The organism is Lederbergia lenta NBRC 16444, assembly GCF_001591545.1.
In the GTDB taxonomy this organism is placed as follows: Bacteria; Bacillota; Bacilli; order Bacillales; family Bacillaceae_C; genus Lederbergia; species Lederbergia lenta.
In genome coordinates, this window is record NZ_BCVC01000001.1 from 856,846 (window position 1) to 871,368 (window position 14,523).

The 14,523-nt window shown below is 35.8% G+C and carries 17 protein-coding genes; 10 read left to right on the forward strand and 7 right to left on the reverse strand.

Annotated features, from left to right (window positions below):
* Position 1 precedes the first annotated feature (1 nt).
* Positions 2-178, reverse strand: coding sequence for a DUF2759 domain-containing protein (locus BLE01S_RS20320; RefSeq protein ID WP_082788578.1), 177 nt, complete (start codon positions 176-178; stop codon positions 2-4).
* A gap of 229 nt (positions 179-407) precedes the next feature.
* Here BLE01S_RS20320 and BLE01S_RS03905 point away from each other — a divergent pair, with 229 nt between their 5' ends.
* The gene (locus tag BLE01S_RS03905; RefSeq protein ID WP_066137449.1) at positions 408-1,034 is read left to right on the forward strand and encodes an MBL fold metallo-hydrolase; all 627 of its coding nucleotides are present in this window, start codon (positions 408-410) and stop codon (positions 1,032-1,034) included.
* Positions 1,035-1,210: 176 nt separating this feature from the next.
* Here BLE01S_RS03905 and BLE01S_RS03910 read toward each other — a convergent pair whose 3' ends face one another.
* The 3 genes from BLE01S_RS03910 to BLE01S_RS03920 form a co-directional block, all read right to left on the reverse strand.
* Entirely contained in the window at positions 1,211-2,029 is an 819-nt protein-coding gene (locus BLE01S_RS03910) for a DUF2705 family protein (protein WP_066137450.1), read from the reverse strand.
* Positions 2,026-2,970: an ABC transporter ATP-binding protein gene (locus BLE01S_RS03915; protein ID WP_066137451.1), complete on the reverse strand. Its 945-nt coding sequence runs from the start codon at positions 2,968-2,970 to the stop codon at positions 2,026-2,028. The genes BLE01S_RS03910 and BLE01S_RS03915 overlap by 4 nt, the downstream gene beginning before the upstream one ends.
* A 265-nt stretch (positions 2,971-3,235) precedes the next feature.
* A complete protein-coding gene (locus BLE01S_RS03920; protein ID WP_066137452.1) occupies positions 3,236-3,478 on the reverse strand; it encodes a DUF2626 domain-containing protein in 243 nt (80 codons plus the stop codon).
* Between the two features lie 264 nt (positions 3,479-3,742).
* Here BLE01S_RS03920 and comGA point away from each other — a divergent pair, with 264 nt between their 5' ends.
* The 8 genes from comGA to BLE01S_RS20325 all read left to right on the forward strand — a co-directional run bounded on the left by comGA (position 3,743) and on the right by BLE01S_RS20325 (position 8,302).
* Positions 3,743-4,801 (forward strand): competence type IV pilus ATPase ComGA, encoded by a 1,059-nt coding sequence (gene comGA, locus BLE01S_RS03925; protein ID WP_066137453.1) that lies wholly within the window; start codon positions 3,743-3,745, stop codon positions 4,799-4,801.
* Between the two features lies 1 nt (position 4,802).
* The gene (gene comGB, locus BLE01S_RS03930) at positions 4,803-5,816 is read left to right on the forward strand and encodes a competence type IV pilus assembly protein ComGB (RefSeq protein ID WP_145981924.1); all 1,014 of its coding nucleotides are present in this window, start codon (positions 4,803-4,805) and stop codon (positions 5,814-5,816) included.
* A gap of 15 nt (positions 5,817-5,831) precedes the next feature.
* Positions 5,832-6,146 carry a competence type IV pilus major pilin ComGC gene (gene comGC, locus BLE01S_RS03935; protein WP_066137455.1) on the forward strand — a complete coding sequence of 105 codons (315 nt, stop codon included), beginning with the start codon at positions 5,832-5,834 and terminating at the stop codon, positions 6,144-6,146.
* Positions 6,147-6,156: 10 nt separating this feature from the next.
* On the forward strand, positions 6,157-6,612 hold the full coding sequence (comGD, locus tag BLE01S_RS03940; RefSeq protein WP_066137456.1) for a competence type IV pilus minor pilin ComGD: 456 nt from the start codon (positions 6,157-6,159) through the stop codon (positions 6,610-6,612).
* Complete coding sequence (locus tag BLE01S_RS03945) at positions 6,599-6,910, forward strand: type II secretion system protein (protein ID WP_066137457.1); 312 nt, start codon at positions 6,599-6,601, stop codon at positions 6,908-6,910. The genes comGD and BLE01S_RS03945 overlap by 14 nt, the downstream gene beginning before the upstream one ends.
* Positions 6,855-7,337, forward strand: a complete 483-nt coding sequence (gene comGF, locus BLE01S_RS03950) for a competence type IV pilus minor pilin ComGF (protein WP_145981925.1) — start codon at positions 6,855-6,857, stop codon at positions 7,335-7,337. The genes BLE01S_RS03945 and comGF overlap by 56 nt, the downstream gene beginning before the upstream one ends.
* A 244-nt stretch (positions 7,338-7,581) precedes the next feature.
* Positions 7,582-8,085, forward strand: coding sequence for a shikimate kinase (locus BLE01S_RS03955; protein WP_066137459.1), 504 nt, complete (start codon positions 7,582-7,584; stop codon positions 8,083-8,085).
* 40 nt (positions 8,086-8,125) lie between these two features.
* On the forward strand, positions 8,126-8,302 hold the full coding sequence (locus tag BLE01S_RS20325; protein WP_082788580.1) for a YqzE family protein: 177 nt from the start codon (positions 8,126-8,128) through the stop codon (positions 8,300-8,302).
* A gap of 36 nt (positions 8,303-8,338) precedes the next feature.
* Here BLE01S_RS20325 and BLE01S_RS03960 read toward each other — a convergent pair whose 3' ends face one another.
* From BLE01S_RS03960 to BLE01S_RS03970, 3 genes are all read right to left on the reverse strand, one after another.
* The gene (locus BLE01S_RS03960) at positions 8,339-9,133 is read right to left on the reverse strand and encodes a YqhG family protein (RefSeq protein WP_066137460.1); all 795 of its coding nucleotides are present in this window, start codon (positions 9,131-9,133) and stop codon (positions 8,339-8,341) included.
* Positions 9,102-10,802: a DEAD/DEAH box helicase gene (locus BLE01S_RS03965; protein WP_066137461.1), complete on the reverse strand. Its 1,701-nt coding sequence runs from the start codon at positions 10,800-10,802 to the stop codon at positions 9,102-9,104. Before BLE01S_RS03965 ends, BLE01S_RS03960 begins: the two co-directional genes overlap by 32 nt.
* A 209-nt stretch (positions 10,803-11,011) precedes the next feature.
* Complete coding sequence (locus tag BLE01S_RS03970) at positions 11,012-11,395, reverse strand: rhodanese-like domain-containing protein (RefSeq protein WP_066137462.1); 384 nt, start codon at positions 11,393-11,395, stop codon at positions 11,012-11,014.
* Between the two features lie 463 nt (positions 11,396-11,858).
* On the opposite strand from BLE01S_RS03970, the gene BLE01S_RS03975 reads away from it, so the two are divergent.
* Positions 11,859-14,417 carry a vitamin B12-dependent ribonucleotide reductase gene (locus BLE01S_RS03975; RefSeq protein WP_066137463.1) on the forward strand — a complete coding sequence of 853 codons (2,559 nt, stop codon included), beginning with the start codon at positions 11,859-11,861 and terminating at the stop codon, positions 14,415-14,417.
* The last annotated feature ends 106 nt before the right edge of the window (positions 14,418-14,523 follow it).

The following is a 14,523-nucleotide window of genomic DNA, read 5'->3' on the forward strand; positions in this document are numbered from 1 at the left end:
TTTAGCCTTGGGGAAGCGATTCGGAAATTTTCAATAATGATGCGATGGCGAAAAAGCCAAATACTGAAACAGTACCGAGTCCAAAAATGATTCCAAGAAGATTTTTGTTTTTCAATGCGCTGATCGTTCCAAATACAGCAAGTATAGCAACTAAAAGAAAAATAATAACCGTTCCCATATTAAAAGCCTCCTTCTGCAAATACTTCCATTAGTACTTATTAATAAATGATTACGTCCCTACATATTTTATAGCTTTTTTTCAATTTTGTCGAGTAGTAATAGTGACACTTCTATGAAAGCCTACTATTAGTATACACAAGAATAAAAAACGGAGCAAAGAATCAATTCTTTTCGTATTATACCCTAACATGATAAAATTATAGAAACGAATAAAGTGAGGAATTAAAATGAATTGGAAACAAATTCCCTTAGGTGCATATCAAACAAATTGTTACATCCTATACAACGCTGATAAGCAGTGTATTATTTTTGATCCAGGTTCTGAAGGTGATGCGTTGAATACGTTTATTAGCCAAGAAGAGTATAAGCCACTTGCAATTGTATTGACCCATGCTCATTTTGATCATATTGGGGCAGTTGATATTGTGCGCGACAAATGGAATATACCTGTTTATATTCATGAGTTGGAAAAAGATTGGTTGGCAAATCCATCATTGAATGGATCAGGACGTTTTCCAGTAGGTGATTTAATAAAAGCACGAGATGCTGACAAACTATTGTCGAATGAAAAGGATCTTCAAATTGGTCCATTTTCATTTAAATTATTACATACTCCAGGACATTCTCCTGGCAGTCTTTCGTTTTATGTGAATGATATGAATATTGTTTTCGCAGGAGACACCCTGTTCTCGGGTAGTATAGGCCGTACAGACTTAACAGAAGGGAGTCATGAACAATTGATCCTAAGTATCAAAAACAAGCTACTCACGTTACCTGAAGCAACAGCTGTGCTTCCTGGTCATGGTCCTGCTACAACTGTAGAGAGAGAAAGAAGCAGCAACCCTTTTTTGTAATAAAACAATAAGGAGCAGTCGCTCATTATTTGGCATTAATATAGTGAATGTGCGGGCAAAAACGAGTCGGGAAAACACAACGAGCGCTTGAGCTGAAATCAACACCCAGATTAACATGAATAAATAAAAAGGTTGTCCAAAAAGTCAACTACTACTTCTTGGACAACCTTTTGCTGTTAAAAGGAAATATCTCGTTTTTGAAAGAAGATAAAAGTTATGGCCATAAAGACAATATAATATGCAACTAATAATATACTTGAAAAACCAAGTGTAACCCCAGGCGCAATTGTATCTTGTATCGCGTATATAGATAAATCAAGATGGGAGAAGATCAGATACTTTGTCCATGTAAACTTTTCCATTAGGAAATAGAGAATACCCCCAATTGTACTGTTGAAAAATAGGACAAATACTCCAACACCAACAGCTAATGCTTGACTTTTGAATAGGGTAGAAAGCATGAAAGAAATGGTAGTGATAATAAAAAGGCTAGGCAAGAAAAGCAAAATTTTCTTCATGACTTGTGTGCCTATTACTCCTTCGAATGTACCAGTTAATGAGAACTCCTCAAATGTAGCATTATAGCCTCCGGCCCCAAAGAAGATTAAGCCGATTAAATATCCGGAAATTACAAGGGTAAGCAGAAGCAACATAGAGTATATAGTTACAGCAATATATTTGGATAATAAAATTTTCCATCGTGGATATGGGCGAATTAATAATTGTTTAATCGTCCCACTCGCAAACTCTGCTGAAACATTGGCACTACATACGATAACTGTAAACAACGTAACAAGCGTGCTGACACCGAGCATAACTGTATTCATATAAGTCCAAGTAGTCGGTGAGCCGTTGCTCATTTCAGGAAATTTCTTCAGTAAAATATAATAGATGGTAGCACCACCCAACAATACAGTAAAGATAGCAATCATGTAAATCCATGAACTCTTTTTGGAAAATATTTTCATTAATTCGTTACGAACAAGTGACATCATCGAAGGCTTACCTCTCTTTCACTATTTGTTAACTCCATAAATCGATCTTCTAAGGTCTTTTTGACACTAGAAATTTCGTACACGTGTATGTCTGATTGAACGAGAAGCTTATTTATTTCACTTATTGATTGGTAGTCAATAGTAGCTTTGAACTGTGTATCATTCAAAATTTCCAATGTTAACCCTGTTTTGGTTTTGGATGCAAGCGCTAGGGAGGCCGATTCGCTGTTATTTGTCGTGAAAGTAACTTCACGTAATAAATCGTTTTCCATATTTGTTGTTTCTTGCATAGATTCAATATGTATTAATTTCCCTTTATCTATAATTGCAAAGCGATCACACATTAATTGCATTTCGGATAATAAATGGGAAGAAACTAATACTGAGATGCCATTGTTCGCTAACATTCTAAGATGATCTCGAAATTCGCGGATTCCTGATGGATCCAGACCATTTGTAGGTTCATCTAAAATCAATAAAGATGGTGTATGCAAAATTGCTTGAGCTACTCCAAGTCTTTGTCTCATTCCGAGCGAATATGTCTTTACTTTTTGATTAACAGCGTGATCTAACTTTACCAATTTGATCGTATCTTGTAGCTTCTCATCTGTAATATCTTTTTGAGACATGCGTTTGTAATGAATAAGGTTTTTATATCCCGTCATATAGCCGTAAAATTCTGGGTTTTCTACAATTGCGCCAATTTCATTTAATGCTTCTGTGAAATGGACATCCAAATCATGACCATTGACGATAACCTTACCCGCAGTTCGATTAATCAAGCCTACAATCATTCGGATGATTGTGGTTTTACCTGCACCATTCGGACCGAGCAATCCAAATATTTCACCTTTTTTTACATCAAAACTTACATCATTAACAATTGTTTTTGATCCGATTTTTTTAGTTAAGCCTTGGACCGTTAAACCGTAGTCATTCATTTTCTCCCTCTTTTCTTATGTATCTCTCTTGTAATACGAATATACACAAAATAGGTTCCAAATTAATGGAAAGAATCGATACATTTTCTAAAAGGCTAGAACAGCATATCAAGGGTTGCCAAGAGTTTGTTTGCATAACAAAAGAGCTTCCGATTGAAATCAGAAGCTCTTTTGTTAAAAGTCTTTATGCACTTAGATTAAGCATATAATATTTGGTTTTAGCTTGATTCAAAGCACATGCTGTTTTAAGAAGATTACGTTATTCTTATAGTCCGCCACCTGGAGGCATTAGGAATAATGTATAGTATGTAAATCCGGCAAAGAATACAGTTAAGTATGCGCCAAATACATACATATACATCCGCTCAGATAATCTTAAATAGCTAAGAAGTACAAAGAATCCCGTTTGCCCAAGAAAGAGCAGTGCGGTTTTGTCCATGCCACCTAAATAAAACATAATTGCAAAAATACCAGTCCAGAATGCTAACCCTCTGTACATACGATCCATATGTATCCCTCCTTTACAGCCATTTATCCATCAATTACTCATTATAAAGGAAATATGCTGATAATGTAAATATATGAGTAGCTGTGTTTGTGACGAATGCGTGATTAAAATACCTTTGCATCCGCTGATCCTTCCCCTTTAGTATACCTCATTAAAGTAAAAATGAAAAAAGAAAATAATTATTTTCCTTTTTTAGCAGGAGATAGGGAACTAGCGTCGAATAATGTAAAATAACGAAAAAGAATAGGTGGTGTTTTATGAAAAATGTCTATTGAAAAAATAGCAGATCTCCTTCTTAAACAAGCAATACAACTCACGGCAACAGATATCCATATTACTCCTCGGAAACATAACTATCACATTCAGTTTAGACTCCATGGTTTACTAACGACAATTCAATCCATTCCTTTCCAAGCAGGGGAGAGACTAATTTCACATTTGAAGTTTATGTCATCAATCGACATAAGTGAAAAAAGAAAGCCTCAAAGTGGATCCTTCGAACTAAATCTCAATAATCAGTTAATCGCACTAAGAATTTCTACACTTCCAACTACATTGGCAAAAGAAAGTCTTGTCATTCGTATCTTGCCCCAAGATCACTCCTTTATCCTAGAAAAGATGTCTCTATTTCCGTCTACTTCTCCTATACTTAAATCCTTTATGTTACACGCTCATGGAATGCTAATTTTCACAGGTCCAACCGGCAGCGGTAAATCGACGACAATGTACGCAGTTGCAGAGCATTGCGCAGGTACGTTAAATCGCCGGGTAGTAACGTTAGAAGACCCTGTAGAGAAACAAAGTGATATGTTATTACAGGTACAGTTAAATGATAAAGCTGGTATTACCTACAGTACTGGGTTAAAAGCAATCTTACGGCATGACCCAGATGTTATTATCATCGGAGAGATTCGTGATGCGGAAACTGCTCATATTGCTATAAGAGCTGCATTAACCGGACATCTCGTATTGACAAGCTTACACACCCGTGATGCCAAAGGAGCAATCTATCGGTTACTTGAATTTGGTGTAAAACTGCAAGATATTGAACAAACCTTAATTGGAATTATGGCACAGCGTTTAATAGCGCTTTTATGCCCTTTATGTGGGGAAAGCTGTTCGAAATTTTGTACGCGTAGGGTAGCGAAAAGAACTGGTGTGTATGAAATTCTTTATGGGCAAGCATTAGTAGGTGCACTAGAAGAATCGAAGGGAGGAAAAGAGGTATATCATTATCCATTGATCAAAGATTTGATTAGAAAGGGGATTGCGCTTGGCTACGTTCCTGTCGAAGAATATAAACACTGGGTACTTGAAGAATAGGTTGACCCTGAAAGAGCAAGGGGGAGCGCTAATAAGAATTAGTGATATGCTGATCAACGGTTTTACATTAAATGAAGCTTTGGTATTTCAAAGCCGCCTTAATCGTAAACATGAGGACTTATATATGCGTATGATTGATGGGATTCAAGGAGGTAAGCCACCTTATGAAGTTTTATCCGAATGTCATTTTGATAATCAAGCTTGTGCACAGCTGTTTTTTGCGGATAAACATGGATATATAGCTGAAGCATTAAAAGAAAGCGGAGAGTATTTATTACGAAAAACATCAGAAAGAAAAAAGTTATTCAACTTAATGCAATATCCACTTATTCTCCTCTTTGTATTGGTGATCATTGGTATTTTAATGCAATGGCTCTTACTTCCACGTTTTAAAACGCTTTATAGTTCTATGGATTTTCAGCCCGGTGTGGGCATCACCCTAATCCTCCATCTTACGCAAAATATCTCCATCTATTTTACATCATTGATCTTAGCAATTAGTGCTGTTTTTATAGTCATTAAAACTGTAATAAATAAAAAAACTGCGATAGAGAAAGCCTCGTTTTATTCTCGTGTCCCACTAATTCATTCCTTTTATACATTGTACCAGACTGTTTTTCTTTCCAGAGAATGGAGTTTTCTTCTGAAAAGCGGCTTCTCTATGAACGAAGTGATTAAAATTATGGAAGCACAAAACTTTAGACCTTTATTAAGAGAAACAGCAGAAGAGATAAAAGATTTACTCATGCTTGGTTATTCCTTTTCTGATGCTATTTCTGAGCTTCCTTATATAGAGGAAGAACTGAAAGTAATAATTGCGCACGGTGAACAAAATGGAAGGCTTGATAGTGAATTACAATATTTTAGTCAAATATGTTTACAAACATTAGAAGAAAAAACGATTAAAGTGTTTCAAATCATCCAACCGATCATTTTCGTTTTAATTGGTTTGATAGTGATCACAGTATATATGTCAATTTTTTTACCTATGTTTCAAATGATTGAATCTATATAAAAGGAGATTAAAACAATGTTCAAAAAATTAATAAATAATCAAAAAGGTTTTACGTTAGTCGAAATGATGATTGTTTTACTAGTAATTACGATTATTTTGCTTGTTGCCTTGCCGAATGTAACGAACCATAGTTCGACTATTAACGAAAAAGGCTGTAAAGCATATGTACAAATGCTGCGTGGACAAGTAGAAGCATATAGAATGGAGAATAATGTTACCCCGAGTGTTGAAGATTTAAAGAAATACATCAAATCGGATGAACTCGTTTGTCCAAATGGGAATGTAATAGAGATTGATTCAAAAGGTAATGTCACAGAAAGAAAAGAATAGAAGGAAAAATATGAGTAAGCTCCTATCTAATTATTGTCGAAGAGAGCAAGGATTTACTATATTAGAACTTTTAATCGTTCTAACTATATTGATGGTAATACTATCATTTAGTGTATTAAGCCTTGGGAATTTTGCTGAAACGATGCAAAAAAGGCTATTTATTACGCAACTTCAGTCAGATTTGTACTACGCTCATGCTTATGCCATTCATCAAAAAGAGCCTATCCTCGTGAATTTCTCCATAACTGAAAATAAGTATCAAGCAACTGTAATTAGTAATAATAAATTATTATTTCAACGAAAGCTGCCCATATCTATTTATTTGCAGCAAAGTAATCTGACGAAATTTACGATTACACGAGATGGTACTGTTTCAAACTTCGGGACTATTTTATTTAGGGTACACAATGAAAGCATTAAGCTAACTTTTTATATCGGGAGGGGGCGGTTTAGTGTGCAAGAATGAATCGGGCTTTACCTTTTTGGAAGGTATGCTTTCTTTAAGTTTTATGATTCTCCTATCCATTACATTATTTCCACTACTTTTTAATATGCTACACCAATTAAACGAAGAGAAAAAAGAACTGATAGCATATAGGCTTTTATATGAACATATGGAAAAGCAAATAAAATGGAAGGAAGGTGGACGAGAGTCTAGAACGATAAGAAATATTGATTACGAGCTGACGTTAAAAGAGGGGAGGGAAGGTGATTGGATTGCTTGTGTCTATTATGAGGAGCGGGAACATTGCTTGCAACAATGAAAGGGGCTTTACATTAATTGAAGCAATCCTATCTATGCTAATGCTTAGTATTATTATGATGATACTTCCACTGATTTTTCACACATTTTCGGCATTGGATCGCTCAATAAATGTAGAGGATGATTTTGAATGGAATCTTTTCCTTATTCAATTTAGAAAGGAAGTGGAAGATGCGGATAAATTATGGATATATAGTAATCGAATCTTTATCGATAAAAACAATCGCTCTATTTATTATGAGCAGTATGGCCAATCGATTAGGAGGAGGGTAAATAATGCTGGACATGAGATAGTGCTTCAACAACTGAGGAAAGCAACTTTTGTTGAGCAGGAAGAAAGATTAGTATTAACAGTAGAATTTGTGAATGGTACAAGTGAGGAAGCTAGGTTTTCTATTCCTTTAATGAAGGAGGAAGTACGATATTAAATGAAAAAGGCGTCGTTTATCCGATTACGTTAATCGTTACTTTAATCGCACTATTAGTACTTACGGAAGCATCATATATCTATATGTCGGAGTATGGTTATCTTACTGAGATAAAAAAGTATTATCAAGAAGAGATTCAATTTTTATTAATGCAATTTCATACACTATGAAGATGCTGAAAGGGACCAATTACTATATAATAATAATTTAGAACAATTAGAACTGGATATTGGGAGTGAAAAGGTTGGCAACTATATACTTAATTGGTTTTATGGGCGCGGGAAAAACTGAGATTGGAAAAGTACTTGGGGTAAAAAGTGGATATGATGTCATCGATATGGATGATCAAATAGAAAAGGCAGAAAACATGCAGATTAAAGATATATTTAATCAGTTTGGAGAAATCTACTTTAGAATGAAGGAAACTGAAATCCTAAAAGAGATTGGCGTTGCTTCTTCTATAGTGACGACTGGAGGGGGTGTGATTCTTAAAGACGAAAATCGGCAATTTTTAAAAGAAAATGGCACGGTTGTTTTTTTACAATGTGAACCAGAAGTAATTGTAAATAGATTAAAAGGTGATTTAACAAGGCCATTGATCAAGGAGAAATCACTCAGTGAGATCGTTGACATGTATCATGCTCGGCTTCCGATATATTTGGAATGTGCAGATATTGTTATAGATACGACAAATTTAACGATAGAAGAAGCAACTGAATTGATAATAGAACGGATAAATATAACTTAACAAGGCAATACTTCCTATACAAATAGGGAGGAGAATAATTATGTCAGTTAATGATTACTTGAAGTATATGACAGAAACATTTTTGACTCATTTTGAGCAACCGAAAGCCGATAGAGTAAAGTTGAAATTGGAGAGAAGAGAAGCAAAGCTGCCTGTTCATTTTCAGTTATTTGGACTTTTGCCAGTATCATTGAAAATGTTTTTTCGTAGAAGTTGATTCAAAAGCTTAGTCGCTTTTGAATCAACCACATATTTATATCCTAGTAGCTATATAAAACATGCCGCCATTGATCACTTCGATATTTATCATCGGCTCATACTGTTCCTTAAGCCCTTGCTTTTCCGTTTCATATGTTTCTGGCTTTTCCTCATAATCCGCATAGAAATGTTTTAATAATTGTAAATCCTCATCCCATCTTTCGATTGCAGCCTCAGCCCATAAATGAGGTTCTTCAGATAGCTCTTTGATTAAGTATTTTTCAATCCTGTTTAATCCGCTTTCCGGCTTTATAATTGGAGAGATCGTAAAGCAATAATCTGATATTTTTGAGTGAAATGTTAGGCGATCAAGCTTTTCTTGGAATGAATCAAGTAATGCACCATTAAGTAAATTTAATCCGATGGATTTAATGATGTCTCGTTTTCGGTCGGATTGATATGATATTTTTACATTCAATCCGAGCCATGGGTGTAATGGAGTTTGCTTCGAATCATTTATAAGCTTGGGCTTCTCGTATACTCTCATAAAGCCGGCTAGTTTTTTTGCAGTGCTAAATAATTGGTGTAATCGAGGTGCACCGAAATGAATTAATTCTCCTTTTAGGTCATCTGGTGCACGTGCCTGGTCGGTAATATATGTTACCCTCATCGGGTTCGGAATACCATTCGTCTTTTCTAAATATACCCAATAAAAAGGCCTATTCATCAATTCCTTATCCATATCAATCGTTAATTGAACTGTTAGAAACCCATCCCCATTCTCTAGTATTTGGCAATCATTGGCTTGGAAAAAATGTTCAAGATATTGATGAATTTCTTTCTGAAGCATCTGCTGTGTCTTCCTTTCGTATAGTATCCGCAAATTGAATTAATGAGGAGAGATTTTCCATCTTTACTTTCATTTCTCCTTCTGATTGTGATTGTTGAAAAATATCTTTAAAATAATCTTCCATATTACCGCAATCAAGATTCATTAAAATCTCATCAAGTTCCCCAACGACTCGTTCAAATAGCTTAATTTTTTCGTATAATAGTTGCAGGATATGTTCTTCAATCGTGTCTTTAATGGCAAAGTTATAAATATGGACATCATTTTCTTGTCCGAGTCGATGTACACGTCCGATTCTTTGTTCTAGTCTCATTGGATTCCATGGTAAGTCAAAATTAATCACATGACTACAAAACTGTAAGTTGATTCCTTCTCCGCCTGCTTCAGTAGCGATAAGTACTTGAACATGATTTTTAAATAAATCTCGCATCCAATCTTTCTTTCCACGTTTAAAGCCACCTCTAAAAGGTACAGAACGGATTCCATGTTGTTGAAGGAACCACTGTAAATATAATTGAGTAGCACGATACTCAGTGAAAATGATCACTTTATCATCGATAGATTTGATTAATTCTAATGTTTTTTCGGCTTTAGAGTTTTGCGTAATTTTTTCAATCTTTGACTGGATAGTTTGAATGGATTGTAAATAACTTTCTGATGGTTCTTCAAATTTATTCATCATATTTTTTAATGTATAAAAGACAGCTTCTCTACTACTACAAGCTTCTCTTTTTAAGGTAAGTAAAGAAAAGCCATGGGGAACGAAATCAGAATCACCATTCTTTAGATTCTCCAGCGAATCATATAAATCGCGCTCTTCAGGTGTAAACTGAATAGGGATTGTTTCAACTTTACGTTCCGTCCACTCAATACCAGTTGTAGCTCTTCTATTACGAATCATTACCTTATTCACTAAGTCTTTTAAATATTGGTCTTCTTGCATGCTTAATCGTTTATTTTTGTATTTTTCCAAAAAAACACTTTGGCTGCCTAAGTGGCCCGGTTTTAATAATGAAACGAGGTAAAATATTTCTTCGATTCGATTTTGTATAGGTGTAGCTGTTAATAGTAAACAAAACTTTTTTTTCAGTGATTGGACAAATTCATAGTTTTTCGTTTTGTGATTTTTAAGTTTATGTGCTTCGTCAATAATGATTAGATCATATTGTTGTTCCGCAATAATCTCTCTGTGAGGGCTACGTTTGGCTGTATCAATGGATGAAACCACACAATCATACTGTTCCCACACATAACTTTTTCGCTGAGCGATTGCAGGTATGTAGAATTTCTTGTTCAGTTCCATGACCCATTGGGAAACGAGTGACGCTGGTACAAGAATTAACACTTTTTTCACGAGTCCACGAATCATATATTCTTTTAAAATTAATCCAGCCTCAATCGTTTTTCCTAGTCCAACTTCATCTGCCAAAATTGCTTTACCGTTCATCCTTTCTACCACTTGTTGAGCTGTTTCGAGTTGGTGAGGTAATGGAGTAAGATTTGGCAGAAACTTAGTAGCTAATAATCCTTCAAATTCAGAAATACATAAATGATTTTCTGCTTGTAAAGCTAAGCGTACCATCTCTTGAGAAGCCCAAGGTCCATCTTTTTTTATCCTATCCAGAAACTCATTTTTCCAATTATGATCAAATTCAATTTTAATAGACATATTTAACCTCCTAACAGGTAGAGGGGAAACTACTCTTATATCCAATGTATGTATTAGTATGCCCTAATTAATTTTAAAATATAGGTTGAAGGAGAGACACTGCCTGAATTAATAGGAAGAAGCAAGTAATAATGTGGAGAATTTAATCTTTGATTGGCTCAAAAAACCCGCAGAAAACTTATTCTGCGGGTTTTGCATTTGCATATATTTTACTTTTTTGATTTCACTTTTCCAGACCATTTTTTGAAGCCGCCCTCTAAATGATAGAGATCGTTATAGCCTTTCTTTTTTAGCATTTGTGCTGCTCTACCGCTGCGCATACCACTCTGGCAATAAAGATAGACTGGTTTATCAGGTCGAATTTCCTTCATACGCGTTTTTAATTGAGACATAGGAATGTTACGAGCACCAAGGATATGCCCGCCTTCATATTCGTTAGGTTCCCTCACATCAATAAGTTGTGCTTTGCGGTAACCAGCCCGAAATTCCTCTTCATTAAGAGTTTTCAATATTTTCTTTTGGCGGAAGTAATTATATAGAGAAAAAGCGATAATTGCTCCCAGTAAAACTAGCAACGTATAAACTGCTGTCAATTTGTTCCTACCCCTTTCTACTAAATGACTCTAATATCTATTATATTCGTGATTGGCTTATGAATCAAAATTAATTCGTTTGTTTATACATTATTCGACATTATTGTGGCAAAAAGAATTTTTTTATTTTTTTATTAAGACTAAGGTATGCTAAAGCCAAGTCTTAACTAGTATGTATCGCAAATATAAAAGTGCAAATGTAAAGAATGTCGAAAAAAGAGGGTTTTAGTTCATTTTCCCAATATAATCAGTTGTTTACTTAAGAAATCTCCTCTTTTTAAATTTGACAAATTTATCTCGACTCTTTCTATTTTACTATATGTAGTGTGGTTGCTCTATAAAATAATACAATATATTGTGTTTAATGATTGATTTAAGTGGTACAAGTATGGTAACTTAACTTAAGAAGTTATGCATTTAAATAAGGCATCACTGAGATCGATTATATAAAGGAGTTGTTGTAATGTCTACAGTAGACATAAAAAAAATCAGTTTAAATGTCGATAGGCTGAATGAAGACATTCAATTATTTACACAGGTTCATCCAATTACAGCAGATATGAAGATTACTCATAAAGGGGTATCGCGGCTTGTAATGCTTGACCGCTATGCTTTTAAGGATACAGAAAAACTCACATTAACGGCTGGTGACTTTGTCGTATTAACAATTAAGGAAGACCCTAAATTCCCTGCTAGAGGTTTAGGATTCCTTCAATCAATTGACTGGGAAGCAAAAACTGCAACTGTTATTGTAGAAGAAGAATTCCGAAGTGCACTTGACGAACCAGAAGAAAGAGAATCAGGAATTATTATCCGTCCAATTGATATAATTGAAAAACCCCTTGAAGTTTTCTACGAACAGATTGCCAAGCGAAATGCTACGGGACTTGCCTCAGTAGAAAAAACAGAAGAAAAACGACAAGAGTGGTTCGAAAAGTTTTATAACGAACTTTCGAGCCTTAACTTTGTGCCGGCTGGCCGTGTACTTTACGGAGCAGGATCGGAAACAGAAGTAACTTTTTTCAATTGTTACGTCATGCCATTTGTCGCAGATTCACGTGAAGGCATTTCGGAGCACCGTAAACAGGTGATGGAAATAATGAGCCGTGGCGGTGGAGTTGGAACGAACGGTTCAACATTAAGACCACGTAATACATTAGCAAGGGGAGTAAACGGAAAATCTTCCGGTTCAGTATCTTGGCTTGATGATATTGCTAAACTAACGCATCTTGTGGAACAAGGCGGGTCAAGACGTGGTGCGCAAATGATTATGCTTGCGGATTGGCATCCTGATATTGTTGAATTTATTATTTCTAAAATGCAAAACCCGCGTATTTTAAAATTCTTAATTGAAAATACGACTGATCCGGTTATTAAGAAACATGCCAAGGATAAGTTGAAATTTACGCCTCTTACTGATTCCGAGGAAGCGATGTATCAAGGTGTGCTCAATTATCGAAATATACCTGGTTTTGGTGGTTTTGATGAAAGAATCTTCCGTGAGGCTGAGGGTAAATTGACTGAGGGTGGTACATATTCTGTTCATAATCCCGAGTTTTTGACAGGTGCTAATATTTCTGTCTGTCTCACAAAAGAATTTATGGATGCTGTTGAAAATGATGAGGCATACGATTTACGCTTCCCTGATGTTGAAAATTATGATGCGGAAGAGATGAAAGCCTATAACGAAGAGTGGCAAAAAGTTGGAGATGTGCGCGAGTGGGAAGAGATGGGATATAAAATTCGCTCATACCGAAAAATCAAGGCAAAAGAATTATGGAACTTGATCAATATTTGTGCGACATACTCTGCAGAACCGGGCATTTTCTTTATTGACAATGCGAACGAAATGACAAATGCAAAAGCGTATGGTCAAAAGGTAGTAGCAACAAACCCGTGTGGGGAACAACCACTTGCCCCGTATTCAGTCTGCAACCTTGCAGCTGTGAATCTTGCTCAAATGGTAGATAGAGAAAATAAAACAGTTGATTTTGAGAAGTTAAAAGAAACAGTAAAAATCGGCGTACGAATGCAGGATAATGTCATTGATGCTACACCGTACTTCCTAGAAGATAATAAGAAACAGGCACTTGGTGAACGACGTGTCGGCCTTGGCGTTATGGGCCTCGCAGATTTATTAATCTATTGTGAGAAAGAATACGGATCGCCTGAAGGAAATGAGCTTGTCGATCAAGTATTCGAAGCAATGGCTACGACAGCTTACCGTGAATCGGTGGAACTTGCTCAAGAGAAGGGTAGCTTCCCATTCTTAACAGGAAATTCACAGGAAGAAACAATTAGATTACGTGAAGCATTTATTAACACTGGATACATGAAGCAAATGCCGGATGATGTTCGTGAATCGATTCTGGAAACAGGAATTAGAAATTCGCATCTGTTAACTGTTGCCCCAACGGGATCTACTGGAACAATGGTTGGCGTTTCTACAGGTTTAGAGCCTTATTTCTCTTTCACATATTACCGCAGTGGTCGTCTAGGCAAGTTTATTGAAGTAAAGGCGGATATCGTAGAAGATTATTTACAAGCAAATCCAGATGCAGATGCTGATCAATTACCGAACTGGTTTGTTACAGCTATGTCACTTGCACCTGAAGCACACGCTGATGTGCAATGTGTTATCCAGCGCTGGATCGATAGTTCCATTTCAAAAACTGTAAATGCGCCTAAAGGCTATGCTGTTGAACAAGTTGAACAAGTATATGAGCGTCTATACAAAGGTGGGGCAAAAGGTGGTACAGTGTATGTGGATGGCAGTCGTGATTCACAGGTACTGACATTAAAAGCTGAAGACAATAGCATGGAAGTTAGTGAACAGCTTGAGTTTAAGCAGCAGCAACCAGTTGTTTTAGTTGATACTATTCAAGATCTACGCTCAACAAGCGTAACAATTGGTTCTGAACTTGGAAACACATGCCCCGTATGCCGAAAAGGCCAAGTAATGGAAATCGGCGGTTGCAATACATGTGACAACTGCAACGCACAACTCAAATGTGGACTATAAAAAAGTGTATAGGCCCGTTTGTGGCTTTGAAATAAAGTTGCGATGTTTATAAAAAGGGTGCGAAGAAATACCTCTTTGGATTTATTATCTAAAGAGGTGTTTTTTA